This is a genomic window from Pseudomonas sp. UC 17F4 (genome assembly GCF_900101695.1).
GTDB lineage: Bacteria > Pseudomonadota > Gammaproteobacteria > Pseudomonadales > Pseudomonadaceae > Aquipseudomonas.
In genome coordinates, this window is the sequence record NZ_FNKV01000001.1 from 332,971 (window position 1) to 359,380 (window position 26,410).

The 26,410-nt window shown below is 61.1% G+C and carries 20 protein-coding genes; 12 read left to right on the top strand and 8 right to left on the bottom strand.

Annotated features, from left to right (window positions below):
• Positions 1-121: 121 nt before the first annotated feature.
• The gene (locus BLR26_RS01495) at positions 122-2,572 is read right to left on the bottom strand and encodes a glycogen/starch/alpha-glucan phosphorylase (RefSeq protein ID WP_045193899.1); all 2,451 of its coding nucleotides are present in this window, start codon (positions 2,570-2,572) and stop codon (positions 122-124) included.
• A gap of 199 nt (positions 2,573-2,771) precedes the next feature.
• On the opposite strand from BLR26_RS01495, the gene BLR26_RS01500 reads away from it, so the two are divergent.
• The 3 genes from BLR26_RS01500 to BLR26_RS01510 all read left to right on the top strand — a co-directional run bounded on the left by BLR26_RS01500 (position 2,772) and on the right by BLR26_RS01510 (position 4,746).
• Positions 2,772-3,182 carry a YkgJ family cysteine cluster protein gene (locus tag BLR26_RS01500; RefSeq protein WP_230090916.1) on the top strand — a complete coding sequence of 137 codons (411 nt, stop codon included), beginning with the start codon at positions 2,772-2,774 and terminating at the stop codon, positions 3,180-3,182.
• Between the two features lie 107 nt (positions 3,183-3,289).
• A complete protein-coding gene (locus BLR26_RS01505; protein ID WP_093377034.1) occupies positions 3,290-3,541 on the top strand; it encodes a helix-turn-helix transcriptional regulator in 252 nt (83 codons plus the stop codon).
• The gene (locus BLR26_RS01510; RefSeq protein ID WP_256326693.1) at positions 3,538-4,746 is read left to right on the top strand and encodes a type II toxin-antitoxin system HipA family toxin; all 1,209 of its coding nucleotides are present in this window, start codon (positions 3,538-3,540) and stop codon (positions 4,744-4,746) included. The genes BLR26_RS01505 and BLR26_RS01510 overlap by 4 nt, the downstream gene beginning before the upstream one ends.
• Before the next feature lie 75 nt (positions 4,747-4,821).
• On the opposite strand, the gene typA is transcribed toward BLR26_RS01510, so the two are convergent.
• Both typA and thiI read right to left on the bottom strand, forming a co-directional pair.
• Positions 4,822-6,642 (bottom strand): translational GTPase TypA, encoded by a 1,821-nt coding sequence (gene typA / locus BLR26_RS01515; RefSeq protein WP_045193901.1) that lies wholly within the window; start codon positions 6,640-6,642, stop codon positions 4,822-4,824.
• Positions 6,643-6,770: 128 nt separating this feature from the next.
• On the bottom strand, positions 6,771-8,225 hold the full coding sequence (gene thiI, locus BLR26_RS01520; RefSeq protein ID WP_093377039.1) for a tRNA uracil 4-sulfurtransferase ThiI: 1,455 nt from the start codon (positions 8,223-8,225) through the stop codon (positions 6,771-6,773).
• Between the two features lie 330 nt (positions 8,226-8,555).
• Between thiI and glnA the strand changes: the two genes are divergently transcribed.
• The 4 genes from glnA to ntrC all read left to right on the top strand — a co-directional run bounded on the left by glnA (position 8,556) and on the right by ntrC (position 13,769).
• On the top strand, positions 8,556-9,962 hold the full coding sequence (gene glnA / locus BLR26_RS01525) for a glutamate--ammonia ligase (RefSeq protein ID WP_038997584.1): 1,407 nt from the start codon (positions 8,556-8,558) through the stop codon (positions 9,960-9,962).
• A 144-nt stretch (positions 9,963-10,106) separates the two neighbouring features.
• On the top strand, positions 10,107-10,994 hold the full coding sequence (locus BLR26_RS01530; protein WP_093377049.1) for a chorismate mutase: 888 nt from the start codon (positions 10,107-10,109) through the stop codon (positions 10,992-10,994).
• 256 nt (positions 10,995-11,250) lie between these two features.
• Complete coding sequence (gene glnL / locus BLR26_RS01535; protein ID WP_038997586.1) at positions 11,251-12,336, top strand: nitrogen regulation protein NR(II); 1,086 nt, start codon at positions 11,251-11,253, stop codon at positions 12,334-12,336.
• Positions 12,333-13,769, top strand: a complete 1,437-nt coding sequence (gene ntrC / locus BLR26_RS01540) for a nitrogen regulation protein NR(I) (RefSeq protein ID WP_093377053.1) — start codon at positions 12,333-12,335, stop codon at positions 13,767-13,769. Before glnL ends, ntrC begins: the two co-directional genes overlap by 4 nt.
• A gap of 265 nt (positions 13,770-14,034) precedes the next feature.
• Here ntrC and BLR26_RS01545 read toward each other — a convergent pair whose 3' ends face one another.
• Positions 14,035-14,472 (bottom strand): hypothetical protein, encoded by a 438-nt coding sequence (locus BLR26_RS01545; protein ID WP_045193905.1) that lies wholly within the window; start codon positions 14,470-14,472, stop codon positions 14,035-14,037.
• On the opposite strand from BLR26_RS01545, the gene BLR26_RS01550 reads away from it, so the two are divergent.
• Positions 14,471-14,926 carry a tRNA (cytidine(34)-2'-O)-methyltransferase gene (locus BLR26_RS01550; RefSeq protein ID WP_093377056.1) on the top strand — a complete coding sequence of 152 codons (456 nt, stop codon included), beginning with the start codon at positions 14,471-14,473 and terminating at the stop codon, positions 14,924-14,926. The genes BLR26_RS01545 and BLR26_RS01550 overlap by 2 nt on opposite strands.
• A 50-nt stretch (positions 14,927-14,976) precedes the next feature.
• On the opposite strand, the gene secB is transcribed toward BLR26_RS01550, so the two are convergent.
• Genes secB through BLR26_RS01565 form a run of 3 tightly spaced genes read right to left on the bottom strand, consistent with a single transcriptional unit; the run spans position 14,977 to position 16,181 of the window.
• Complete coding sequence (gene secB / locus BLR26_RS01555) at positions 14,977-15,468, bottom strand: protein-export chaperone SecB (protein WP_045193907.1); 492 nt, start codon at positions 15,466-15,468, stop codon at positions 14,977-14,979.
• Positions 15,469-15,508: 40 nt separating this feature from the next.
• Positions 15,509-15,763, bottom strand: coding sequence for a glutaredoxin 3 (gene grxC / locus BLR26_RS01560; protein WP_045193908.1), 255 nt, complete (start codon positions 15,761-15,763; stop codon positions 15,509-15,511).
• Position 15,764: 1 nt separating this feature from the next.
• Positions 15,765-16,181, bottom strand: coding sequence for a rhodanese-like domain-containing protein (locus tag BLR26_RS01565; protein ID WP_010222286.1), 417 nt, complete (start codon positions 16,179-16,181; stop codon positions 15,765-15,767).
• A 217-nt stretch (positions 16,182-16,398) separates the two neighbouring features.
• Between BLR26_RS01565 and gpmI the strand changes: the two genes are divergently transcribed.
• The 4 genes from gpmI to BLR26_RS01585 all read left to right on the top strand — a co-directional run bounded on the left by gpmI (position 16,399) and on the right by BLR26_RS01585 (position 21,584).
• Positions 16,399-17,934, top strand: coding sequence for a 2,3-bisphosphoglycerate-independent phosphoglycerate mutase (gene gpmI / locus BLR26_RS01570; RefSeq protein WP_093377059.1), 1,536 nt, complete (start codon positions 16,399-16,401; stop codon positions 17,932-17,934).
• 152 nt (positions 17,935-18,086) lie between these two features.
• Positions 18,087-19,373: a murein hydrolase activator EnvC family protein gene (locus BLR26_RS01575; protein WP_213602693.1), complete on the top strand. Its 1,287-nt coding sequence runs from the start codon at positions 18,087-18,089 to the stop codon at positions 19,371-19,373.
• Positions 19,374-19,460: 87 nt separating this feature from the next.
• A complete protein-coding gene (locus BLR26_RS01580) occupies positions 19,461-20,789 on the top strand; it encodes a S41 family peptidase (protein ID WP_045193911.1) in 1,329 nt (442 codons plus the stop codon).
• A gap of 9 nt (positions 20,790-20,798) precedes the next feature.
• On the top strand, positions 20,799-21,584 hold the full coding sequence (locus BLR26_RS01585) for a divergent polysaccharide deacetylase family protein (protein WP_093377065.1): 786 nt from the start codon (positions 20,799-20,801) through the stop codon (positions 21,582-21,584).
• Between the two features lie 7 nt (positions 21,585-21,591).
• Here BLR26_RS01585 and BLR26_RS01590 read toward each other — a convergent pair whose 3' ends face one another.
• Positions 21,592-26,331, bottom strand: coding sequence for a dermonecrotic toxin domain-containing protein (locus BLR26_RS01590; RefSeq protein ID WP_093377068.1), 4,740 nt, complete (start codon positions 26,329-26,331; stop codon positions 21,592-21,594).
• Positions 26,332-26,410: the final 79 nt, after the last annotated feature.

Here is a 26,410-nt window from a genome sequence, read left to right on the forward strand (position 1 = left end):
GTAATAAAAACCCACGCAGTTTACAGGGAGAGTGAAGCGCTAGCGAGCAATCAGACACGCTTGGCCGATCAGACGGCACATCGGCCCGAGAGTTCAGCGCTCCCGGGCCGGCCTTTGCAGCTTAGTCGAGGGCTTTCCAGATATCCGTGGCGTACTCGCGGATGGTCCGGTCCGAAGAGAACCAGCCCATGCGAGCGCTGTTGAGCACTGCCATGCGCCACCACTGCCTGGGCTCGCGCCAGAGCGCTTCGACGCGCAATTGCGCTTCCCAGTAGGCATCGAAATCGGCGCACACCAGGAAGCGGTCATAAGCCACCAGCGAGTCGACCAAACCGACATAACGGGCCGGGTCATCCGGTGAAAACACCCCGCCACGAATGGCCTGGAGCACGTCGTTGAGCCGATGGGAGGCACCGATCGCGGCACTGGCGCCAAAGTCGCCGCTGCGCTTGCGCGCCTCCACCTGCTGGGAGGTCAGGCCGAAGATGAACATGTTCTCGGCACCGACCTGCTCGCACATTTCGACATTGGCGCCGTCCAGGGTGCCGATGGTCAGCGCGCCATTGAGGCCGAATTTCATGTTGCTGGTGCCCGACGCCTCGTAGCCGGCGGTAGAAATCTGCTCAGACAGATCGGCCGCCGGAATGATGCTCTCGGCCAGGCTGACGTTGTAGTTGGGCAGGAACACCACCTTGAGCAAGCCGCGCACGGTCGGGTCGTTGTTGACCACCTTGGCGATGTCGTTGCTCAGTTTGATGATCAGCTTGGCCTGGTGATAGCTGGCGGCGGCCTTGCCGGCGAAGATCTTCACCCGCGGCGCCCAGCCGCTGCCAGGTTCGGCGCGGATGGCCTGGTACAGGGCCACGGTGTGCAGCAGGTTGAGCAACTGGCGTTTGTACTCATGGATGCGCTTGACCTGCACATCGAACATCGCCTCGGGGTTGAGGGTAATGCCCAGGCGCTCCTGGACCAGGCTGGCCAGGGCCTTTTTGCTGTGCAGGCGCTGGGCGGCGAACTGCTTGCAGAACGACGCCTTGTCGGCAAACGGCTCAAGGTCGCGCAGGCGTCCCTGCGGGTCATCGAGCAGGTCGGCGCCGAGGGCCTCGACCAGCATGCCGGTCAGTTGCGGGTTGGCCTGGAACAGCCAGCGCCGGAAGGTGATGCCGTTGGTCTTGTTGTTGATTCGCTCGGGGTAGAGCTTGTGCAGTTCGGCAAACACCGTGCTGCGCATCAGCTTTGTGTGCAGCGCCGACACACCGTTGACGCTGTGCGAACCGAGGAACGCCAGGTTGCCCATGCGCACCCGGCGGCCGTTGTCTTCCTCGATCAGTGACACCGCGCGCAGCACGTCGAAATCGTGGATGCCCTTGGCGCGCAGGGCGTCGATATGAAAGGCGTTGATCAGGTAGATGATCTGCATGTGCCGCGGCAGCATGCGCTCCATCAAACCCACCGGCCAGGTTTCCAGGGCTTCGGGCAGCAAAGTATGGTTGGTGTAGGCCAGGGTCTCGACGGTCAGCTGCCAGGCGGTGTCCCAGGGCACTTCGTGCTGGTCGACCAGCAGGCGCATCAGCTCGGCGACCGCGATCGAGGGGTGGGTGTCGTTGAGCTGGATCGCCGCCTGCTGCGGCAGGTTGAGCAGGCTGTCATGCATGTTCAGGTGCCGGCGCAGCAGGTCCTGCAGCGAGGCGGAAACAAAGAAGTACTCCTGCCGCAGGCGCAGCTCCTGGCCGGCCTCGGTACTGTCGGCCGGGTACAGCACCCGCGAGATACTTTCGGCGCGCGCCACTTCGGCGACAGCGCCAAGGTGATCGCCGGCATTGAAGCGCTCCAGGTGTAGTTCTTCCAATGCCCGCGCCCGCCACAGGCGCAAGGTGTTGACGCTGGCACCGCGCCAGCCGACCACCGGCGTGTCGTAGGCCACCGCACGCACCGTCTCGGCCGGCCACCACACCTGGCGCTGCTGGCCACTGGCGTCGTGCACGGTCTCGACACTGCCACCAAAGCTGATCGGGTAGATCACCTCGGCCCGCTCGAACTCCCAGGGGTTGCCGAAATCCAGCCAGTTCTCGGTCTGCTCCTGCTGCCAGCCATCGACTACCGCCTGGCGGAACAGGCCGTGCTCGTAACGAATGCCGTAACCGTGGGCGGCGATGCCAAGGGTCGACATGCTCTCCATGAAACACGCCGCCAGACGCCCCAGGCCGCCATTACCCAGCGCCGCATCGGGCTCCAGCAGGCGAATGCGCTCAAGGTCGACGTTAAGCCCGTCCAGCGCTTCACGGGCAACATCGAGCAGGCCGAGATTGCTCAGGCTGTCGTACAGCAGACGACCGATCAGGAACTCCAGCGACAGGTAATACACCCGCTTCTGGCTCTTGCGGTAGATCTGCCGGGTATGGTCCATCCAGTGGTCGACCATGTGATCGCGGGCAGCCAGGGCAATGGCTTCGAACCAGTCGTGATCGAAGGCATGCTCCGGGTCCTTGCCGACCGCGTAGGTCAATTTATCCAGCACAGCGGTGCGAAAAGCGGCCACCTCTGCGTCACGAGCGAGTGGTTCCTGAGACATGCGACGTCCTCGGGCAAGTTGACGAATGCGGATGGAGATTTCTCAGCCTAGACCGTTCGACACAGAGGGGAAGCTCTGGTTCGCGACTTTCTTGCGGCCAGCGGCAAACAAACCCGGAATAAAGCGGCAAATGGTTGTTCACAATTTGATCAACTCCGGTATCATCGCGCGCCCACAAGACTCTTCTAGCCTGAGCCCGATGAAACCGACCCTGATTGCCGCCGCCGAAGTCGACCGACTGGAAACCTGGCAGAAGTACCAAAGCCATATGTGCGGAGGCTGCAACTCGACCTGCTGCACCTTGCCGACGGAAGTGAAAATCAAAGACCTGATCCGCATGGGCGTGGTGGATGAGTTCGAGGTGGGCGAGCCGCCGAAGAACATTGCCAAGCGCTTGCAGAAGGACGGGATCATCCAGCGCTTCAACCAGAAGTCGGGGATTTTCACCCTGGCGCAGATGAGCAACGACGATTGCCTGTACCTGGACCGTAAAAGTCGCATGTGCACCATTTACGACAAGCGCCCGGACACCTGCCGCAACCATCCACGGATCGGCCCGCGCCCGGGGTATTGCGCATATATCCCCAAGCCTGCGGTGCGCTCGCGCTAAGCGACGACCACTGATCGGAACGCCCGACCGAAGCGAGCTGGGCGTTTGACGATGACACTATGTTATGTTTACCTGACATTAACCAGCTAATGTTATGGATACGTAACATGCAGACCACGCTAATTTCCCAGCGCATCGGGCACAGTATCGAGCAGGTGAGAAAACGCCGCGGCCTGACCAAAGTGCAACTGGCGGAACGTATCGGCATCACTCGGCAGAAGCTCAGTGAGATCGAGCAGGGCTCAAGCACCGTCGCTATCTCGTTTTACAGCAGAGCATTGAATGCCCTCGGCTGCGACGTCGAGGTCGTGGCAAAGTCCCTGCCGACCCTGGATGAGCTTGAGGACGTGTTCCGGTGAGCGCGGCAGACGAGCTGCTGGTGTCAACGCCTCAAGGCGTCAGCGGCAAGATTTACCAGCAGCCAAACGGCGACTACGTCTTTCGCTATAGCGACTCATCCTCGGCCTCGATTGCGGTGAGCATGACCATGCCCCCTCGCCGCGACGACTTCGTATCCAGGGACCTTCATCCGATTTTCCAGATGAACCTGCCCGAAGGCTATGTACTGGAGCAACTGCGCAATCGCCTGGCCAAGGTAGCAACCGTCAACCCGATGCTGCTGCTGGCGATCTCCGGCAGCAACTCGCCTATCGGCCGCGTATTCGTCACCGCACCAGAAGTGCAGCGCCTGATCGAGCAGCAAGACAACCCGGGCAAAGGCGAACGCCTAAGCGAGATTCTTGCCTGGGACGGTACCGAGGATATTTTCAATGAAATGGTCCAACGCTACATCTTGCGCTCCGGTATTTCTGGCGTGCAGCCCAAAGTGCTGGTGCCGGAACTGGCCGAAGCCCCTTACAAGGCGACCGCCACCACCGCTGACCTGATTGTAAAAAGCGGCAAGGGTGAATTCCCCCACCTGGCGATCAACGAGTACCTGTGCATGTCGATTGCCAGCGCAGCCGGAATAACCACACCAGAGTTCTACTTGTCCAAGGACAAGCGCATGTTCGTCATGCGCCGCTTCGACCGTGATGCACAGCTGAATCCGCTTGGCTTCGAAGACATGGCGGTGTTGATGGGCCTGGGTACTGCTGGCAAATACAGTAAAAGCTACGAGCACATCGCCAAAGCCATAGAGGTGTTTACCGCACCGATGGAACAGCTGGAGAACCTTCAGGCGCTGTTCGACATGGTCGCCTTGAGTTGCATCGTCGGCAACGGCGATGCGCACCTGAAGAACTTCGGCCTGCTGTACAGCACGCCTTACGCCAATGATGCCGTGCTCGCGCCGGCTTATGACATCGTCAATACCACCGCCTACCTTCCGCGAGACACACTGGCGCTGGACCTCAATGGGCAGAAGTCGCTTTTTGCCTCACGCCTGACCATTCTCGACTTCGCCAAACGCTGCCGTGTCAGTGACCCCAAAAGCCGCATCCAGGCAATCCTGCAAGCCGTCGAAGGCACACTGCTGCATCATCAGGAGCTGACGGAACAAGCACCGGACATAGCTGCTGCCATCCGCGCCAGCGCCGCGCCGTTCGAACAGTCCTTCGGCTGATTCACACTTTCCGCGCACAAAAAAACGCCCCCGGCCTTGCGACCGGGGGCGTTTTCATTCAGCCGGAACTAAGACTCAGTTCTTGGCTTTCTTGGCAGCGCGGGTACGCTCGCCTTCGTCGAGGATCTTCTTGCGCAGACGGATCGACTTAGGGGTCACTTCGCACAGCTCGTCGTCCTGGATGAATTCCAGAGCCTGTTCCAGGGTGAAGCGAACAGGTGGAACCAGGGCGATGGTTTCGTCTTTACCCGAAGCACGCATGTTGTCGAGCTTCTTGCCCTTGGTAGGGTTGACGCCCAGGTCGTTGTCACGGCTGTTCAGACCAACGATCTGACCGTTGTAGATCTCCTGGCCGTGCTCGACGAACAGCTTGCCGCGCGCCTGCAGGGTTTCCAGGGAGTAGGTCAGGGCCTTGCCGGTTTCAACCGAAACCAGTACGCCGTTCTGACGGCCGGACATGTGGCCGGACTTCATCGGAGCGTAACGGTCGAAGATCGAGGTCAGGATGCCTGCACCGTTGGTCAGGGTCAGGAACTGGTTACGGAAACCGATCAGACCACGGGCTGGAATGTTGTATTCCAGGCGTACACGGCCCTTGCCATCCGGAACCATGTTGGTCAGGTCGCCTTTACGCAGACCCATTTCTTCCATGACCTTGCCCTGGGAGTCTTCAGGGATGTCGATGGTGACGTTTTCGAACGGCTCGTGCTTGGCACCGTCGACTTCACGGATGATCACTTCCGGACGACCAACACCCATTTCGAAGCCTTCGCGACGCATGGTTTCGATCAGAACCGAGAGGTGCAGCTCACCACGGCCGGAGACCTTGAACTTGTCAGCCGAGTCGCCTTCTTCAACGCGCAGTGCAACGTTGTACAGCAGCTCTTTGTCCAGACGTTCCTTGATGTTGCGGGAAGTCACGAACTTGCCTTCTTTACCGCAGAACGGCGAGTCGTTGACCTGGAAGGTCATCGAAACGGTTGGCTCGTCAACGGTCAGCGGCTTCATCGCTTCAACTGCGTCCGGGGAGCACAGGGTGTCGGAGATGAACAGCTCGTCGAAACCGCTGATGCAGACGATGTCGCCAGCCTGGGCTTCTTCGACGTCAACGCGGTGCAGGCCGTGGTGACCCATCAGCTTGAGGATACGACCGTTGCGCTTCTTGCCATCGACGTCGATAGCCACCACCGGGGTGTTCGGCTTGACGCGACCGCGAGCGATACGGCCAACACCGATAACACCGAGGAAGCTGTTGTAGTCCAGTGCCGAGATCTGCATCTGGAACGGACCGTCACGGTCAACAGCAGGGGCCGGTACGTTGTCGACGATCGACTGGTACAGCGGGGTCATGTCTTCGGCCATTTCGGTGTGGTCCAGACCGGCAATGCCGTTCAGGGCCGAGGCGTAGACGACTTTGAAGTCCAGCTGTTCGTCGGTGGCACCGAGGTTGTCGAACAGATCGAAGATCTGGTCCAGAACCCAGTCAGGACGCGCGCCCGGACGGTCGACCTTGTTGATCACCACGATTGGACGCAGGCCGGCTTCGAAAGCCTTCTTGGTCACGAAACGGGTTTGCGGCATAGGGCCGTCTTGAGCGTCGACCAGCAGCAGTACGGAGTCGACCATCGACATTACACGTTCAACCTCGCCACCGAAGTCGGCGTGGCCGGGGGTGTCGACGATGTTGATGTGGTAGCCGTTCCAGTTGATGGCGGTGTTTTTCGCCAGAATGGTAATACCGCGCTCTTTTTCCTGGTCGTTGGAGTCCATGACGCGCTCGTCGTTGAGCTCGTTACGCTCCAGAGTGCCGGACTGACGCAGGAGTTTGTCGACCAGGGTGGTTTTACCATGGTCAACGTGGGCGATGATGGCGATGTTACGCAGATTTTCGATCACGTGTGTATCTCGATCAGAGGATTCGGGTTGCCGCCCAGTCTAGGCGGCGAATATGAATGAATGGCGCTCAAACGGCCCGGTGGTCGGGAGGGCGATGGCGGATGCTCCCGCCATATAGCCCCGGCGTCTTATGTCGGACGATAAACGCGCACATTGGCATGTCCCTCACTGAGCAGATGATGGGCATGCAGGCGACTCATTACTCCCTTGTCGCAATACAGCAGGTACTGGCGCGTGGCATCCAGCTCCTTGAAGCGACTGTTCAGGGCGTAGAACGGCAAGGCCTGGACCTCGATGCCGTCCAGTTCCAGGGGCTGGTCTTCCTGGGCATCAGGGTGGCGAATGTCGATCACCACCTGCCCGGCCAGCGCCTGGCTGACTTCTTCGATCTGGATATCCTGGCTGAGTTCATCGATCACGTGGTCGATGGAGATCAGCCGAGCGCGCTCCAGGGCACGCTCGAGCACCGCCATGTCGAACTGCTTCTCTTCATGCTCGAGGCGATGACGCTTGGCGCAAGTGGTCGGGTTCACCGAAATCACGCCGCAGTATTCAGGCATGTGCTTGGCGAACTCGGCGGTGCCGATCTGCTGGGCCTGGTCGATGATGTCCTGCTTGTGGCTGGCCAGCAGCGGGCGCAGCACCAGCTTCTCGGTGGCCGAGTCGATCACCGCAAGGTTCGGCAGGGTCTGGCTCGAGACCTGGGAGATGGCTTCACCGGTCACCAGGGCGTCGATCTGCAGGCGGTCGGCGATGTTGGTCGCCGCGCGCAGCATCATGCGCTTGAGGGTCACGCCCATGTAGCTGTTGTCGACCTTGCCGAGGATCTCGCCGACCACTTCTTCGAACGGCACGCTGACGAACAGCACGCGCTGGCTGCTGCCGTACTTTTTCCACAGGAAGTGGGCGACTTCCATCACCCCCAGCTCGTGGGCGCGGCCGCCAAGGTTGAAGAAGCAGAAGTGGGTCATCAGGCCGCGACGCATCATCTGGTAGGCGGCGACGGTGGAGTCGAAACCACCGGACATCAGCACCAGGGTCTGCTCCAGCGCGCCCAGCGGGTAACCGCCGATGCCTTTGTGCTGGTTGTGGATGACGTACAGGCGCTTGTCGCGCACCTCGATGCGCACCTCGACTTCAGGCGTGCGCAGGTCGATACCGGCGGCGCCGCACTGCTGGCGCAGCTGGCTGCCGACGTAGCGGTCGACGTCCATCGAGGTGAAATCGTGGTGACCGCCGCGCTTGCAGCGTACGGCGAAGCGCTTGCCCGCCAGCAGGTGACCGAAGTGCTGCTTGCACTTGGCGACGATGTCGTCGAAATCACCCAGCGGGTATTCGTCGACCTGCAGGAAATGGGCAATGCCCGGCGTGCAGCTCAGACGCTCGGTCATCTCGCGCAGGACCTTCTCGTCCTCGATGTGAGTGATCACTTCGAGGTTATCCCAGACACCGTTAACCGCGAGCGCAGGATCGAGGTCCTTGAGCACGTTGCGGATGTTGCGGGCCAGTTGACGGATGAAGCGCTTGCGAACCGGCCGGCTCTTGATGGTGATCTCTGGGAAGACTTTTACGATTAGTTTCATGAAAAACAGCGCGCGAGGTGCCGACTAAAAAAGTGGGGCGCGGATTATAGCGGAAATTGCTCAAGCTTTGAGCAACTTTTGTACAGAAGGTTTTTCTCGCACCGTTATGGTGCATCATGGCTGTTTAGCGCATCGTAAGGGTGCAGAAAAAACCGCTGATTTCAGCGAATCGGGCGAAAACGCTTGGGTTTGGGGCAAAAATCCCAACTCGGGGCACTGGCATGCAATTTGCTCCCTTGTGAGGCAGGTTGCCTTGGCCGACTATTCGCGCCCGGCATCACCCAAATTAAAGGGCTGCACAGGCAAGCTCTACCCCACCCGGAGGACACTATGTCGAAGTCGGTTCAACTCATCAAAGATCATGACGTTAAATGGATTGATCTGCGCTTCACTGACACCAAAGGCACTCAGCACCACGTGACCATGCCAGCTCGTGATGCGCTGGATGAAGATTTCTTCGAAGCCGGCAAGATGTTCGACGGTTCCTCCATCGCTGGCTGGAAAGGCATCGAAGCCTCCGACATGATCCTGATGCCGGACGACTCCTCCGCCGTGCTCGACCCGTTCACCGAAGAGCCGACCCTGATCCTGGTCTGCGACATCATCGAACCTTCGACCATGCAAGGCTACGACCGCGACCCACGCGCCATCGCCCGCCGCGCCGAAGAGTACCTGAAGACCACCGGTATCGGTGACACCGTGTTCGTCGGCCCAGAGCCTGAGTTCTTCATCTTCGACGAAGTGAAGTTCAAGTCCGACATCTCCGGCTCGATGTTCAAGATCTACTCCGAGCAAGGCTCGTGGATGTCCGACCAGGACGTCGAAGGCGGCAACAAAGGCCACCGTCCAGGCGTCAAAGGCGGCTACTTCCCGGTACCACCGTTCGACCACGACCACGAAATCCGTACTGCCATGTGCAACGCCATGGAAGAAATGGGCCTGGTCATCGAAGTCCACCACCACGAAGTGGCCACTGCCGGCCAGAACGAAATCGGTGTGCAGTTCAACACCCTGGTGAAGAAGGCTGACGAAGTTCAGACCCTCAAATACTGCGTGCACAACGTTGCCGACGCCTACGGCCGCACCGCTACCTTCATGCCTAAGCCACTGTACGGTGACAACGGCTCGGGTATGCACGTGCACATGTCCATCTCCAAAGATGGCAAGAACACCTTCTCCGGCGAAGGCTATGCCGGCCTGTCCGACACCGCCCTGTACTTCATCGGCGGTATCATCAAGCACGGTAAGGCCCTGAACGGCTTCACCAACCCGGCTACCAACTCCTACAAGCGTCTGGTACCAGGCTTCGAAGCACCGGTCATGCTGGCCTACTCGGCGCGCAACCGTTCCGCCTCGATCCGCATCCCGTACGTTTCCAGCCCGAAAGCCCGCCGCATCGAAGCGCGCTTCCCGGACCCGGCTGCCAACCCGTACCTGTGCTTCGCAGCACTGATGATGGCCGGCCTGGACGGTATCCAGAACAAGATCCACCCAGGCGATGCCGCCGACAAGAACCTGTACGACCTGCCGCCTGAAGAGGCGAAAGAGATCCCACAGGTTTGCGGCAGCCTGAAAGAAGCCCTGGAAGAGCTGGACAAAGGCCGTGCGTTCCTGACCAAGGGCGGCGTGTTCTCCGACGACTTCATCGATGCCTACATCGCGCTGAAAAGCGAAGAAGAAATCAAGGTCCGCACCTTCGTACACCCACTGGAATACGAGCTGTACTACAGCTGCTAAGCCAGTGACGCTCGCGCAAGCGGCGTAGCTTGAAAAAAGGCCTCCTTCGGGAGGCCTTTTTCATACATATTCTTCAGATGTTCCCGATAGGTCAGCCTCCTGACCTCGACCATGCTGGCTCAGCAATCCACGCCCGAGCCCATCATGACCCGCACCCCGATCACACTCACCCTGCTTGCCTTGCTGACAGGCTGCAGTACCCCGCCAGCACCGCTCGAATCACAGGTGCTGCTACGCACCAACACCGCCTGGGACGGCAGCCCCTACCCGCGCTACCCCGACGGGCCAGCGGAACTGACCCTGGTTAAAATCCACATTCCGCCTGAAACAACCCTCGACTGGCACAGCCATCCGCTGCCCAACGCCGGCTACCTGCTTGCAGGTGAACTGCTGGTGGAAACCCGCGACAGCAACAAACAGGTAAGCATCAAGGCCGGAGACGCCCTCGCCGAGATCGTCGATGGCGTGCATCGCGGGCGTACAGGCGCGCAAGCGGCCGAACTGATTGTTTTTTATGCCGGCAGCCAGGGTGTGCCGCTTTCCCAGCCCGCGCCAGCCACCACACCACTCACCGCCTTGCTCGACAGCATCGACCAGCGCCTGCACATCGCCCACGCGGTTGCCCTGAACAAATGGGACTCGGGCCAGCCAGTAGAAGCGCCTGAACGCGAGCAGCAGGTGATTGCCAATGCCCAGTCCCAGGCCCTGCGCTTTGGTGTCGACGGGCAACGGGCAGCGCTGTTCTTCGCCGACCAGATCGAAGCCAACAAGCTGCTGCAGTACAGCGCGCTGTCGCGCTGGCATGCCGTCGGCAGCGCACCGCAAACCCCGCGGGTCGATCTGGGCAGCCAGTTGCGCCCGCAGCTGGATCGCCTGCAGCGCACCCTGCTCAGCCAGTTGGCCGAGTTTGATCGCAACCGCCCGGCCCACTGCCCGGCAACCCTTGCCCAGGCCATCGCGCAACGAGCCCGAGACCCGCAGCAATCCGTGGCACTGATCCGTGCCACCACGCATTTGTGCTCGCCGCAGTAATCCTTCCTCTATGCTCTATATTGGTGCACGCATCTGCCTGCACCTGAGCAACTCAGCCCATTTTGGTTCACAAAAAGCGTGATCTCAGGACTTTGTAGGCATTTTTCGCGCAAATACAGGTCTTAATCCGGAAATTCCGCTTCTTTTCGGAGCCTTGGTTTGCTTTTTGCATTTTCTTTGTACCAGCGGATTACCAGCGACCGCGACTTGGGCCCAGGCCGAGGTTGTATGAGCCAAAAGAGGTCAACGACGCCCCATGACCATCAGCGATGCACTGCACCGACTGCTACTGGACAACCTGACCACAGCCACCATCCTGCTCGACGCCGAGTTGCGCCTTGAGTACATGAACCCGGCAGCGGAGATGCTCCTGGCCATCAGCGGCCAGCGCAGCCATGGTCAGTTCATCAGCGAGCTGTTCACCGAATCGCCCGAGGCGCTGAACTCCCTGCGCCAGGCGGTAGAGCACGCGCACCCCTTTACTAAACGTGAAGCCCAGCTGACCTCGCTGACCGGCCAGACCCAGACCGTCGACTACGCGGTAACGCCGATCCTCAGCAAGGGCGCGACCCTGCTGCTGCTCGAAGTGCACCCGCGTGACCGCCTGCTGCGCATCACCAAGGAAGAGGCCCAGCTGTCCAAGCAGGAAACCACCAAGATGCTGGTGCGCGGCCTGGCCCACGAGATCAAGAACCCGCTCGGTGGCATTCGCGGCGCCGCCCAGCTGCTGGCCCGCGAGCTGCCGGAGGAGGGCCTGAAGGATTACACCAATGTGATCATTGAAGAGGCCGACCGCCTGCGCAACCTGGTCGACCGCATGCTCGGCTCGAACAAGCTGCCGTCGCTGGCCCTGACCAACATCCATGAGGTGCTGGAGCGGGTCTGCAGCCTGGTCGAGGCCGAAAGCCAGGGCGGCATCACCCTGGTGCGCGATTACGACCCGAGCCTGCCGGACGTGCTGATCGACCGCGAACAGATGATCCAGGCGGTGCTCAACATCGTGCGCAACGCCATGCAGGCCATCAGCGGCCAGAACGAGCTGCGCCTGGGCCGCATCAGCCTGCGCACCCGGGCCATGCGCCAGTTCACCATCGGCCACACCCGTCACCGCCTGGTGGCCCGAATCGAGATCATCGACAACGGCCCGGGCATCCCTGCCGAGCTGCAGGAAACCATCTTCTACCCCATGGTCAGCGGCCGCCCGGACGGGACCGGGCTGGGCCTGGCCATTACCCAGAACATCATCAGCCAGCACCAGGGCCTGATCGAATGTGACAGTCACCCTGGCCACACCACCTTCTCGATCTTCCTGCCGCTGGAACAAGGAGCCACCGCCTCATGAGCCGAAGTGAAACTGTCTGGATCGTCGATGATGATCGTTCCATCCGCTGGGTGTTGGAAAAGGCCCTGCAACAGGAAGGCATGACCACCCAGAGCTTCGACAGCGCCGACGGGGTCATGAGCCGACTGGCCCGGCAACAGCCCGACGTGATCATTTCCGACATCCGCATGCCCGGCGCCAGCGGCCTGGACTTGCTCGCGCAGATCCGCGAGCAGCACCCGCGCCTGCCGGTGATCATCATGACCGCCCATTCCGACCTCGACAGCGCGGTGGCGTCCTATCAGGGCGGCGCCTTCGAATACCTGCCCAAGCCATTCGATGTCGACGAGGCGGTATCGCTGGTCAAGCGCGCCAACCAGCACGCCCAGGAGCAACAGGGCCTGGACGTCGCCCCGAGCCTGACCCGCACCCCGGAGATCATCGGCGAAGCACCGGCAATGCAGGAGGTGTTCCGCGCCATCGGCCGCCTGAGCCATTCCAACATCACCGTGCTGATCAACGGCGAGTCCGGTACCGGTAAAGAACTGGTCGCCCACGCCCTGCACCGCCACAGCCCACGGGCGGCGTCGCCGTTCATCGCCTTGAACATGGCGGCGATCCCCAAGGACCTGATGGAATCGGAACTGTTCGGCCACGAGAAAGGCGCCTTCACCGGCGCTGCCAACCTGCGCCGCGGACGCTTCGAGCAAGCCGATGGCGGCACGCTGTTCCTCGACGAGATCGGCGACATGCCGGCCGATACCCAGACCCGCCTGCTGCGGGTGCTGGCCGATGGCGAGTTCTACCGGGTGGGCGGCCATGTGCCGGTCAAGGTTGATGTGCGAATCATCGCCGCCACCCACCAGAACCTGGAAACCCTGGTGCAGGCCGGCAAATTCCGCGAAGACCTGTTCCACCGCCTGAACGTGATCCGCATCCACATCCCGCGCCTGGCCGATCGTCGCGAAGACATCCCGACCCTGGCCCGCCACTTCCTCGGCCGCGCCGCCCAGGAACTGGCGGTGGAGCCGAAATTGCTCAAGGCCGAAACCGAGGAGTTCATCCGCAACCTGCCGTGGCCGGGCAACGTGCGCCAGCTGGAGAACACCTGCCGCTGGATCACGGTGATGGCCTCCGGACGCGAAGTGCATATCGGCGACCTACCGCCCGAGTTGCTCAACCTGCCGCAAGATTCAGCGCCGGTGACCAACTGGGAACAGGCCCTGCGCCAATGGGCCGACCAGGCCCTGGCCCGTGGCCAGTCGAGCCTGCTCGACAGCGCCGTGCCGAGTTTTGAGCGGATCATGATCGAGACCGCCCTCAAGCACACCGCCGGCCGCCGCCGCGATGCCGCAGTGCTGCTGGGCTGGGGCCGCAACACCCTGACGCGCAAGATCAAGGAGTTGGGGATGAAGGTCGATGGCGGCGACGAGGACGGTGACGACGAGGCCTGAGCGTTAACCTGATCGCGGGGCAAGCCCGCTCCTACCAATTGGTGTGGGAGCGGCGGTGCGGCGATCCGACTTGCCCCGCGATGCTTTTGCACCGAACCTGTGCCCTGCGCACCGCAGCAAAGCACAAATTCCCCGCCTAACCCCGCCTAACCCCTTAAAACCCGCCATTTCCCGCACTGCAACAAAACTGGCACACACCCTGCATTAGTATCAGTACTTCCAGTTTTGGGGACCTTGGTACAGGCAGGCCGGGGAATCCCCTCTTTTATTCGCGCAGTTTCACCTGCACCCGCCAGCGTCCGCCCTCCTCTGCACCGGCCCATTCGCCATGCAGAGGGCGGGCCGCGACCAGGGTCACAAGCAAGCCGCCGTCACTGTGCTGCACCCGCCAGCTCACCGGTTTGCCCTGCAACTGCAACTGACCCCGCGCAACCTTGCCCTCGGCCTCGAACAGCAGCGCCAGGGTACCTTCGACTTCTTCACCGTGCAGCTTGGGCTCTTCATTGAACCACAGGTTCAAGCCCGCCTCGACCACCTCGACCTGCTCCAGCACCCGTGGCTCTGGCGCAGTCAGGCGACCGATCATCAGCCCCACCAGCATGCCGAACAGCGCCAGGGAAAACAGCACGCGCGGCCATAGCTGCGAACGCGGGTCCGGTTCAGGAGTAGAATGCTCGACATCTTTATGTTCGGAGCCGTGCATGTTTCACGTCATCCTCTTTCAACCAGAGATTCCGCCGAATACCGGCAACATCATCAGACTGTGCGCCAACAGCGGTTGCCACCTGCACCTGATCGAGCCGATCGGCTTCGAGCTGGACGACAAGCGCTTGCGCCGGGCCGGTCTGGACTACCACGAGTATGCCACGCTCAAGCGCCACCCAGACCTGCCCAGTTGCCTGGAAAGCCTTGGCCAGCCGCGGCTGTTCGCCTTCACCACGAAGGCCTCGCACCCTTACCACGAAACCGCCTTCCAGCCGGGCGACGCCTTCCTGTTCGGCCCCGAAAGCCGTGGCCTGCCGGCCGAGGTGCTGGACAGCCTGCCCGCCGAGCAGCGCCTGCGCCTGCCGATGCGCCCGGGCTCCCGCAGCCTGAACCTGTCCAACACGGTGGCGGTGACGGTGTACGAAGCCTGGCGCCAGCAAGGGTTTGCCTGAGCCAAGAAAAAAGCGCCCCGAGGGGCGCTTTTTGCTTCATCGCAAAAGGCTTATTGCAGCGAAGGGGCTTCGCCAGCTTCCTGCATGCGTTGCATTTCCTGAGCGTACAGGGCGTCGAAGTTGACCGGCGAGAGCATCAGCGCCGGGAACGAACCACGGGTCACCAGGCTGTCCAGCGCTTCACGGGCGTACGGGAACAGGATGTTCGGGCAGAACGCGCCCAGGGTGTGGCTCATCGACGCCGGGTCGAGGTTCTTGATCAGGAAGATACCGGCTTGTTGCACTTCAGCGATGAAGGCCACTTCGTCGCCGTTCTTCACGGTCACCGACAGGGTCAGCACGACTTCGTGGAAGTCGCCTTCCAGGCCTTTCTGCTTGGTGTTCAGGTCCAGGGCAACGCTTGGCTCCCACTGCTGACGGAAGATCGCCGGGCTTTTTGGCGCTTCGAACGACAGGTCGCGCACGTAGATGCGCTGCAGGGAGAATTGCGGAGCGTTATCGTCGGCTGCGGCTGCGGCGTCGTTGTTCTGTTGATCAGTCATGACAGATCCTTCTTTCCAGAGTCTTTAATGGGTTTCTGATTCAGGCCTTGAGCAGCGCATCGAGCTTGCCGGCGCGCTCCAGGGCATACAGGTCGTCGCAACCGCCGACGTGGGTGGAACCGATCCAGATCTGCGGCACCGAGGTACGACCGGCCTTCTGGCTCATTTCGGCGCGCACCTGAGGCTTGCCATCGACCTTGATCTCTTCGAAGGCCACGCCTTTGCTTTCAAGCAGGTATTTTGCCCGCGAGCAGTAAGGGCAGTAATCGCTGGAGTAGACGATGACGTTGCTCATGTCACTTCACCAACGGCAGGTTATCGGCCTTCCAGCTCGACACGCCGCCCGACAGCTTGGCAGCGGTGAAGCCGGCCTTGAGCAGTTCGCGCGCGGTGGTGCCGGCGTGCTGGCCCATGGCGTCGACGATGATCAGGGTCTTGTTGGCCTTGTGCTTTTCCAGCTCGCCGATGCGCGCGGCGACCTTGTCCTGGGGAATGTTCACGGCGCCCACGATGTGACCGGCGGCGTAGTCCTTGCTCGAACGGATGTCGATCACCAGACCCTTGTCGGCGTTGACCAGCGCGGTCAGTTCGCCAGTGCTGAGGCTGCGGCCGCCCTTGCGTGCTTCGGTGACGATCAGCAAAACCAGCAGAACGACGAAGATACCGACCAGCAGATAGTGATTTGTTGCGAATTCAATCAGGTGAGCAACCATCGGAGGGTGTTCCAGGCCATTAAAAATGTTGGCCAGTATACACAGCCCCCAAGGTCGGCCAAAGCCCGCCGGGCAGGGTTATCGCCAGTAATTCTCATTGCCGGGCTACAGCCCGTCGGCCCGCGCCGTCGGGCCTGCAAGGTTAATTCGTCATTCGTGGCCAATTTGCCCTAAAATGCGTGTCTTTATCATCTGAACAACCGTGAGTGTGGGATTGATGACGAGCACGCCAAAACCCTTGGTCCTGATCATCCTCGATGGTTTCGGTCACAGCGAAAGCCACGAATACAACGCCATCTATTCGGCCAACACGCCAGTCTACGATCGCCTGCGCGCCACCCAGCCGCACGGCTTGATCTCTGGCTCCGGCATGGATGTCGGCCTGCCGGACGGGCAGATGGGCAACTCCGAGGTCGGTCACATGAACCTCGGTGCTGGCCGCGTGGTTTACCAGGACTTCACCCGGGTGACCAAGGCGATCAAGGACGGCGAGTTCTTCACAAACCCCGTGCTGTGCGGCGCGGTCGACAAGGCCGTCGGCGCCGGCAAGGCGGTGCACATCCTTGGCCTGCTGTCCGATGGCGGCGTGCACAGCCACCAGGACCATCTGGTGGCCATGGCCGAGCTTGCCGCCAAACGCGGTGCCGAGAAAATCTACCTGCACGCCTTCCTCGACGGTCGCGACACCCCGCCGAAAAGCGCGCAATCCTCGATCGAACTGCTCGACGCCGCCTTCGCCAAACTGGGCAAGGGCCGCATCGCCAGCCTGATCGGCCGCTACTACGCCATGGACCGCGACAACCGCTGGGACCGCGTATCGGCTGCCTACAACCTGATCGTCGACAGCAGCGCCGAATTCACCGCCGACACCGCCCTGGCCGGCCTTGAAGCCGCCTACGCCCGCGACGAGAGCGACGAATTCGTCAAGGCCACGCGCATTGGCGAAGCGGTAAAGGTCGAAGATGGCGACGCAGTGATCTTCATGAACTTCCGTGCCGACCGCGCCCGCGAGCTGTCGCGGGTGTTCGTCGAACCGGACTTCAACGAATTCCCACGGGCACGCCTGCCAAAACTGGCTGCCTACATCGGCCTGACCCAGTACTCGGCAAAAATCCCGGCGCCGGCCGCCTTTGCCCCTGGCAGCCTGAACAATGTGCTCGGCGAATACCTGGCGAAAAACGGCAAGACCCAGCTGCGCATCGCCGAAACCGAGAAGTACGCCCACGTCACCTTCTTCTTCTCCGGTGGTCGCGAAGAGCCGTTTGAAGGCGAAGAGCGCATCCTCATCCCGTCGCCGAAGGTCGCCACCTATGACCTGCAGCCGGAAATGAGCGCACCGGAAGTCACCGACCGCATTGTCGAAGCCATCGAGCAGCAGCGTTACGACGTGATCGTGGTCAACTACGCCAACGGCGACATGGTCGGCCACAGCGGCGTGTTCGAGGCCGCGGTCAAGGCCGTCGAGGCCCTGGACCTGTGCGTCGGGCGCATCGTCGAGGCGCTGGACAAGGTCGGCGGCGAAGCGCTGATCACCGCCGACCACGGCAACGTCGAGCAGATGGAAGACGAATGCACCGGCCAGGCGCACACTGCGCACACCACCGAGCCGGTACCGTTCATCTATGTCGGCAAGCGCAAGGTGCAGGTCCGCGAAGGCGGCGTGCTGGCCGACGTGGCGCCGACCATGCTCAAGCTGCTGGGCCTGGAAAAACCGGCAGAAATGACTGGCACCTCGATTCTGATCGACGGCTAAAGCCGTTAGCGACAAGCTGCAAGCCGCAAGAAAGAGCCCATTGACCCGCTTTTCTTGCCGCTTGTGGCTTGCCGCTTGTAGTTAAAGCCGTTTTTTTTGCCGCCTATGGCGGGCATACTAGGCCAGTCTCTATGCCTGGTGCCGCCCACCCCATGTTTCGCGCCCTGATCGTACTCGCCCTGTCTTGCCTGCTCAGTCCGGCTTTTGCCGATGAGCGCGCGCAAACCCAGCAGCAACTGGACGCTACGCGCCAGGACATTGCCGAGCTGAAAAAGATGCTTGGCAAGCTGCAGGAAGAAAAATCCGGCGTGCAGAAAGACCTGCGCTCAACCGAAACCGACATCGGCAAGCTGGAAAAGCAGGTGGAGGCCCTGCAACTCGAACTAAAAAAGACCGAAGGCGAACTGGAGCGCCTTGATACCGAGAAAAAAAAACTCCAGAGCGCCCGCATTGAACAGCAACGACTGATCGCCATCCAGGCCCGTTCGGCCTATCAGAATGGCCGCGAGGAGTACCTGAAGCTGCTGCTCAACCAGCAGAATCCGGAAAAATTCGCCCGCACCCTGACTTATTACGATTACCTGAGCCAGGCGCGCCTGACCCAGCTGCGTAATTTCAACGAGACCTTGCGCCAATTGGCCAACGTCGAAAAAGACATCAACCTGCAGCAGGCCCAGTTGCTGGCCCAGCAAGGCACCCTCGACAGCCAGCGCCAAGAGCTGGAAAAAGTCCGCACCGAGCGTAAAGAGGTGCTGGCCAAGCTCAACAACGACGTCAAGGCCCGCGACCAGAAGCTGCAGGCCCGTGAGCAGGACCAGGCCGACCTGAGCAAGGTGCTCAAGACCATCGAGGAAACCCTCGCCCGTCAAGCCCGCGAGGCCGAAGAAGCACGGCAAAAAGCCCTGCTCGCCGCCCAGGAAGCGGAAAAACAACGCCAGCGCGAAGCCCTCGCCGCCAACAGCAGCGACGCGCCGAAAAAGCCCAAGGCGCTTCCCGGCCCGCTGGTGTCCAGCAGCGGCGAAACCTTCGGCGGGGCTTTTTCTGCTGCACGGGGAAAACTTCCATGGCCCGTCAATGGTCGATTGCTGGCACGCTTTGGCGAAACCCGCGGCGATGACTCACGGGCCAAGTGGGACGGGGTAATGATCAGCGCCTCCCAAGGCAGCCAGGTGCGCGCCGTGCATGGCGGCCGGGTAGTGTTTGCCGACTGGTTGCGCGGCGCTGGACTTCTGGTCATTCTCGACCATGGTAATGGTTACCTGAGCCTGTACGGCCATAACCAGAGCCTGCTCAAGAGCGCCGGCGATGTGGTCAAGGCCGGTGAGGCCATCTCCACCGTCGGCAACAGCGGTGGCCAGGACAGCTCGGGGCTGTATTTCGCCATCCGCCAGCAGGGCCGCCCCAGTGACCCCGCACAATGGTGCCGTGCCCAGGGATAGGCAACACCCCTTATTTGACGGCGTAGCGCAACTTCGGGCTGCGCCGATGCTCTACGGAGCGCTACCAGGATCAGGAGTTCGTTCGACATGCTGCAATCGCCTCGCCTCACCTCGCTGGCCCTGACCATCGCCATGGTCCTCGGCGCGCCCCTGGCCCGCGCGGCCGAGCCGGCCAAGCCCGCCGCGATTCCAGCGACGACGGTCTCGGCACCCTCGGCCAAGGCACCGCTGCCGCTGGAAGAGCTGCGCACCTTCGCCGAGGTCATGGACCGCATCAAGGCTGCTTATGTCGAACCGGTAGACGACAAGACCCTGCTGGAAAACGCCATCAAGGGCATGCTCAGCAACCTTGATCCGCACTCGGCCTACCTCGGCCCGGAAGACTTCCTCGAACTGCAGGAGAGCACCAGCGGCGAGTTCGGCGGCCTGGGCATCGAAGTGGGCATGGAAGACGGCTTCATCAAGGTGGTCTCGCCGATCGACGAGACCCCGGCCTCGCGCGCCGGCATCGAAGCTGGCGACCTGATCGTCAAGATCAACGGCCAGCCGACCCGTGGCCAGACCATGACCGAAGCGGTCGACAAGATGCGCGGCAAGGTCGGCGAGAAAATTACCCTGACTTTGGTGCGCGACGGCGGCAACCCGTTCGATGTCACCCTTGCCCGTGCGGTCATCCAGGTCAAGAGCGTCAAGAGCCAGATGCTCGAAGACGGCTACGGCTACATCCGCATCACCCAGTTCCAGGTCAAGACCGGAGAAGAAGTCGGCAAGGCCCTGGCCAAGCTGCGCAAGGACAACGGCAAGAAGCTGCGCGGCCTGGTCCTGGACCTGCGCAACAACCCAGGCGGCGTACTGCAATCGGCCGTGGAAGTGGCCGACCACTTCCTCACCAAGGGCCTGATCGTCTACACCAAGGGCCGCATCGCCAACTCCGAGCTGCGCTTCTCCGCCGACCCGGCCGATGCCAGCGAAGGCGTGCCATTGGTGGTGCTGATCAACGGCGGCAGCGCCTCGGCCTCGGAAATTGTCGCCGGCGCCCTGCAAGACCAGAAACGCGGCGTGCTGATGGGCACCGACAGTTTCGGCAAGGGCTCGGTGCAAACCGTACTGCCGCTGAACAACGACCGCGCACTGAAGATCACTACTGCGCTGTACTTCACCCCCAACGGCCGCTCGATCCAGGCCCAGGGCATCGTCCCGGACATCGAGGTGCGCCGCGCCAAGATCACTGCCGAGCAGGACAGCGAGAACTTCAAGGAAGCCGACCTGCAAGGTCACCTGGGCAACGGCAACGGCGGCGCTGACCGTCCGTCGGGCAAGGCCGGCAGTGCCAAGCCACGCCCACAGGACGATGATTACCAGCTGAGCCAGGCCCTGAGCCTGCTCAAGGGCCTGAGCATCACCCAGGGTAAATAAGGCCAGTCGATGCGTTACCTGCTGTTGGCCCTGTTGTACCTGATGAGCGGCGTCGCCCTGGCGGCGCCCGCTCATGGGGGCAAGGCCTACCTGACACTGATCATCGACGACCTGGGGCAGAACCCTGCGCGCGACTCACGCACCCTGGCCCTGCCCGGGCCGGTGACCCTGGCGATCATGCCCGATACCCCGCATGCCACCGACTTCGCCCGCCAGGCCCATCGCGCCGGCAAGACGGTGATCCTGCACATGCCCATGGACCCGGCGACCGGCCCCTACGCCTGGCACCCCGGCACGCCGCTGCCGGAGCTGGAACGACGGCTGAACGCGGCGCTCGACAAAGTCCCCTATGCCGTCGGCATCAACAACCACATGGGCAGCCGCATGACCGCCGAGCCTGCGGCTATGGCCTGGTTGATGGGAGAATTGCAGCGCCGCGGCCTGTTCTTCGTCGACAGCCGCACCAGCGCCGCCACGGTAGCCGCCAAATCCGCGCAGGACATCAGCCTGGCCAGCGTCTCGCGGGATGTCTTTCTCGATGACGTGCGTACCACCGACGCCATTGCCGGCCAGCTGCAACAGGGCATCGCCCTGGCGCGCAAGCAGGGCACAGCAGTGCTGATCGGCCATCCTTATCCACAGACCCTGGAAGTGCTCGAGCGCGAACTGCCCAAGCTCAAGGCCCAGGGCATCGAATGGATCGAAATAGCGCAGATGATCGCCGAGCGCGGCAACCGGGCGATGCCGGCTCACGGCAAGCAGGGCCTTTACAGCCCTGCTCGTGCGGCCCGGTGAGCCTTCGTCAATCCCAGGGAAGGATTCGTTCGAGCTGACTGGCCTTCAGGTCTGCCCGATAGATCTCCAGGAACTGCTGGTTAGTCTTCGCCGCCTGCAACTGCGTCTCGCGTCCCCACGTGCGCTCGGCCCAGAGTTTCAGATGGCCTTTGCTGAACTGACGCCGGTTGGCGGCCTGGGAGCTGTAGTGCAGATGCACTTCCCATAAACCGCTGTCCCGCACAGGCCCTTGCGCCTTGCGCACCTCATAGACATCCAGGTAATCGTCAGCTGCCAGCCTCTTGCGCTCAACGGTCCTGGCGATGGTGATCTGCCCTTCAGCGTGAAGGTAGGCAAGACTTTCACCCGTCGGTCGACTGCTGGCCAGATGCAGCGTCTTCAGCAGAGTGCGCTTGCGCTCATTCAAGTGGCTGATGCTCTGCTCCACAGTTGCTCGCAATGCACTGTCATTGGCTGCGGCGTCTGTGCCTTCAAGCATTTTGGCTACGCGCTGAAGTTTCTCGACATGACGTTCGATGACAAAAGACAAGCTGTGTGGTTCGTTCGAGGCGATGTAGCGCTTTGCCAGGGCGATTACACCGGCAACCTCGGTGTTCAGGCGCGGAGCCTGAGTACGTGCCTGCGCCCGCTCACTGGCGGTCACGGGCGCGGACTCAACCGGGAGCGTGGCCGGCATCACTTCGACCCAGACGTCACCCTGCTGGTGGTAGGTGCCAAGCACCTTTTTGCTCACGGGGTCACGCTGCTCGACCACTGGCTCGCCGAGCAGTTGCGTCTCTTCGCCGACCAGTGTTTTGCCTCCTCGCAAATGAACCACTCGACGCATGCCGGTCCGTGGCTTGTACGGCAAGCGCTTGAACGGTAGCGGGGTCTTCCATTGCTGCTCGCGAACGGCCGCCTCCAGCTCAAGCTCCGCCGTCGCTTTAACCAGCCGCACCTGCTCCTTGTAATAATTGAGTGCCTGCTTGTTTACCGCCACACCACCAAAGCGCTCAAGATAGTCGACCATGGTCAAGGCATTGGCATACTCACTCTGCACGCTTTGCAGACCGCTGATGGTTTCTTCTGAGGTAAAGTTGCCGCTGATCAATTCATCCAGGGTACTGCCTGCACCGCTGACGGACTTGCCAATCAGGTAATCGTTGGTGGAAACAAGTGTCTGCTCATCGGCGCCAGACAGTCGTTCCAGCGAGAGCTCGGCAAGGTCCCTGATCAGGTCTGTTCTCAGTTGCAATGTTGTCACTGAGCGCTGACCAACAATACTGTGGACCTGCTCCTGCTTGCCGTCATAGGCAATAGTGCCGTCGTTCAATGTATCAATCAGCAGCACGTCCAGTTTTTCCATTATCTCCTGTATACGCAGCTGCAATGGCACCACAGCCATATGCCTTGCTCGGTAGGTGTTGTACACCGCCGCCTGTTCCGGGGTTGCCGGCAAGGTTACTATTTGTTTGCGAAGCGCAGCTAACTCATCGAACCTGGCCAGCAATATCAGTTCATCATGGACCAACACATAGTTCCTGAGGAGCTGCTTGCGCACCATGCCCCGTCGCTGTTTCATCGGCCTTGCCGTGACTTCAGGCATGAATTTGGCGTACTTCGGCGTGAGCAGCTCTTTCATGCTGACCTCCACCTTCAGGTCGATATTGATTGACTGTTCCAATGTGTCGATCAGCGCCCTGCGTGTCGTGTCCAGCATGCCCTTCTTATCAGCAATCTTCATACCTGTACTGTCGAGCAATGCGCTGAGACCTTCAGTGATATCACTTTGATCAGTACGCGCCTGCAAGCTATCGCGCAGGTTCAGCAACCTCTGCAACTCACTCGAATGCTCCGCCATCGATGCCCACTGCGGTGTTATCTTGGCGACCAGTGCATTGTTTTTCAGGTCCAGTTCACCGATCTCGGACTGCAGCTTGCTGACCGCTTCCTGGTTGGCGTCCTGTTGCCCAGCCACTCGCCGCTTGGGGCCCCCTCCTCTGAGCCGCAGCTTCAGATCAAACTGCCACGAATTGTTGTCCAGGGTCAGCCAGGGGCCAGTCTGGCCTTGCTCGTCGACCACCTGCTCCCCTTGGGCGTCCGCCCTGACGGCATAAACATGACCTTCAATCGACGCGTAGTATCGTTCCCCAAGCAGGTAAAGCCCTCGGTACGGCCCTTGGCTCAACGGCGAATGATTCTCCAGTGAAGTCGCTGAGCGGTAACTGGAGAGCGGTCGAGGATAATCCGTCGGGCTCAGCTTGAGCCCCCGTGGCCCATACCAGGAAAAGTCCAGTTCCAGGTCCGCTTTCCCCCGCAGAGCAGCGCGCGGAAAGGTTTTGCCCTGGACAGCATTGACCCGGGGGAGGGAGGGAATGACCCGGCGACCCGGACCAAAGACCGCGATCTCACGCTTGTCTGCGGCAACTGGCGGCTCGACCTTCGGCAGGCTGGCGTGAAACAACACCATGACCAGGTTGAGCAGCAGATCGACCACTGCCGTTGATTTTTCGAACTCATTGCCATTTTTCAATGCACCTGCATCAGCATGCACCATCAGCGCGCCCTGAACGAGCCAGGCAAGCACAGCCACTGGACCCCGTAAAAACGGCGTCGCCACGCTGAACAGCAGGTTGAACAACAAGCCTGCACCCTCGAGCAGCATCGCCCAGCGGTCTTCGGCATTGGAGATCGTCTCGCGCTCGGCCAGCTCCACCAGCATCTGCGTATTGGCCATGTACAAGTTGGTGTCCGCCCCCGGTTGCCAGCCCTGCAACTCCAGCTGTGCCGGCTGAACGGGCTCCAGCTCCAGTTGAGTATCGAGAACAGGCCGAAGCAGATGCGGCTCCTGGAAACCGCCATTGGCATATACCCGCTGAGCGTCGCTGCTCATCCAGGCCAAAATGCCTTGCTGCAGCCCCTCGTCTGCCAGGATCTGTTCAAGCAACGCCTGCTGGTTGGCAAACTCCTGGAAAGGCTTTTCAGCGCTCATTGGCCGGTAGAGCACGACCTTTCCCGCAGCATGCGCCGAGATAAACACAAAGGTGTTGGTCACCCGATCGGTTTCGCTGGAAGCCTCCTCACGCTTGAACGCCAAAGGCGCCAACAGGCTTTGACCCTCACCGCTGTCCGCTCGAAAGAACGCGACAACACGCTGGTAACCGGTTTCAGACAGCGCTCCATCGATCTTGGCCTTGAGCGCAAGGAGCGGCAACTGGCTTGCCTGCTCCATGGCAAACAGGCTTATCCGCTCGACGTTCTGGTCCGTATCCTGAAGCCTTTTGCTCAGGTACTGGGGGTAGGTGCGACCGATATCTGCACGCTGCACCAGCGCTTTCAGGTAATCGGTAGTCAACCAGGACCACAGCTGCTGGTCGGTTTTGTGCGTGATTTTTTCCAACCTGGCGCCCTTGGCCGAGCCCAGGTTGCCAATGGCAAATTCAGTCAGGGACAACCGCTTGACCTCAACGCTCCCTGACGATGTACCCGCAACCCCCCGCGCCAACCAGAACTCCAGCACCAGGTCGTCAGCGTCATAGTTAGCCTCGCTCGGATGGTCAGCGCGCATCAGTTCCAGCAGGGACTTGCGCGTGAAGGCGCGTAGATCAAGGATGCCATCAAGGGAGGATTTGCCGTTGGAGCTGGCTTGCGCGACCAGCAGATCCAGCACCCGCGCACGGTACTCCAGTCGATCAGCCAGGGAAGCTTGACGCAACCATTGCGGCAGTTCGGATTCGCCCTGCCGTAACTGCAACAGCCGGTAAGGAAGTGCGCTGAAGAAAGACGCTGGATCGGTCAAGGCAGCGTACCCCTGCTCCAGCTCGACTACGGTGCTGAAATGCCGCCCGTTCACAGGCTCCAGACCTTCAAGCAGCAAGTTCAGGAGCACTGCCCCCTGCATCGCGAACATGTCGGTTGTGATGGGGTATCGATCCCAAGCGAATGAATCAAGCTGATACTCAAGGGCCAGCCCATCACTCAGGCTTTGGGCCATGCTGTCCAGCGAATCAAAGGCATCGATACGCCCACTGGGCTTGCACAACAGAACGATGTTGCGATCGGCCAATGTCAGTGTCACCAACAGGTCCGGCAGCAACTGCTGGTAACGGGCCTCGCCACTAGCCACCGTGACATCAAGCACAAAAACTTCAGGCACCCCGCTGGGGTTGTGCCACTTGGTGCTATTACTCGCCGCCAACAGCGCATAAATGCAGTTGCGCTGCTCATCATCCAGGCCTTGTGCTTCAACCCCGCTGGCCAGGGCGGCCTTGAGCATGTGACTCACCTCCTGCAGAGGCGTACCCCCCGAACGGCTTCGCGCCTGCCAGAAGTCGACCTGGGCGCGATGAAGAAACGGCTCGACATTGGCCAGCAGCTCATTGAGCGCGTCAGTGACCAGGGTCAGATCAGGAAGTCTGTCCAGACCACCGGCCAGGTCGCGGTCATAAATGGGTCGGGGCGTAGGGGTAAAGCTCAGGAAACAATTGGTCAGCTCAACCCCGGTGAAATTGAAGGTTGATTGCGAGATGAGCTTTTCGAGAAAGACTTCGGCCAGTGACATTGTCGTCAATGTGTCGAGATCTTCAGGCTCTCGCGTACAGAGATAAATCTCTCTTGACTCGCGCAGTTGCGGGTAGCTTTTGTCGATTTCGGGGTATTGCTTGGCCAGCCGCTGCACCAATTGCTGATGCACTACAGCGCGCAGCGTTGGCCGGGAAGCAAACGCCAGACCGACAGTTTGCTCAAAGGAGTCCAAGGCGATGGTCATTGTCGTTGTCTCTGGGTAAGGGACCCGTGACGATAACGACACCTATCGCATTGCCTGCGTTAACTATTGCTCAGGACTT

Coding starts and splice junctions, on each gene's coding strand:
- BLR26_RS01565 (WP_010222286.1), bottom strand. CDS start 16,181: ATGGTTGCTCACCTGATTGAATTCGCAACAAATCACTATCTGCTGGTC.
- BLR26_RS01575 (WP_213602693.1), top strand. CDS start 18,087: ATGTTTCGCGCCCTGATCGTACTCGCCCTGTCTTGCCTGCTCAGTCCG.
- ntrC (WP_093377053.1), top strand. CDS start 12,333: ATGAGCCGAAGTGAAACTGTCTGGATCGTCGATGATGATCGTTCCATC.
- BLR26_RS01545 (WP_045193905.1), bottom strand. CDS start 14,472: ATGCACGGCTCCGAACATAAAGATGTCGAGCATTCTACTCCTGAACCG.
- BLR26_RS01585 (WP_093377065.1), top strand. CDS start 20,799: ATGCGTTACCTGCTGTTGGCCCTGTTGTACCTGATGAGCGGCGTCGCC.
- gpmI (WP_093377059.1), top strand. CDS start 16,399: ATGACGAGCACGCCAAAACCCTTGGTCCTGATCATCCTCGATGGTTTC.
- thiI (WP_093377039.1), bottom strand. CDS start 8,225: ATGAAACTAATCGTAAAAGTCTTCCCAGAGATCACCATCAAGAGCCGG.
- BLR26_RS01550 (WP_093377056.1), top strand. CDS start 14,471: ATGTTTCACGTCATCCTCTTTCAACCAGAGATTCCGCCGAATACCGGC.
- BLR26_RS01580 (WP_045193911.1), top strand. CDS start 19,461: ATGCTGCAATCGCCTCGCCTCACCTCGCTGGCCCTGACCATCGCCATG.
- BLR26_RS01590 (WP_093377068.1), bottom strand. CDS start 26,331: ATGACCATCGCCTTGGACTCCTTTGAGCAAACTGTCGGTCTGGCGTTT.
- glnA (WP_038997584.1), top strand. CDS start 8,556: ATGTCGAAGTCGGTTCAACTCATCAAAGATCATGACGTTAAATGGATT.
- secB (WP_045193907.1), bottom strand. CDS start 15,468: ATGACTGATCAACAGAACAACGACGCCGCAGCCGCAGCCGACGATAAC.
- BLR26_RS01530 (WP_093377049.1), top strand. CDS start 10,107: ATGACCCGCACCCCGATCACACTCACCCTGCTTGCCTTGCTGACAGGC.
- BLR26_RS01505 (WP_093377034.1), top strand. CDS start 3,290: ATGCAGACCACGCTAATTTCCCAGCGCATCGGGCACAGTATCGAGCAG.
- BLR26_RS01500 (WP_230090916.1), top strand. CDS start 2,772: ATGAAACCGACCCTGATTGCCGCCGCCGAAGTCGACCGACTGGAAACC.
- BLR26_RS01495 (WP_045193899.1), bottom strand. CDS start 2,572: ATGTCTCAGGAACCACTCGCTCGTGACGCAGAGGTGGCCGCTTTTCGC.
- glnL (WP_038997586.1), top strand. CDS start 11,251: ATGACCATCAGCGATGCACTGCACCGACTGCTACTGGACAACCTGACC.
- grxC (WP_045193908.1), bottom strand. CDS start 15,763: ATGAGCAACGTCATCGTCTACTCCAGCGATTACTGCCCTTACTGCTCG.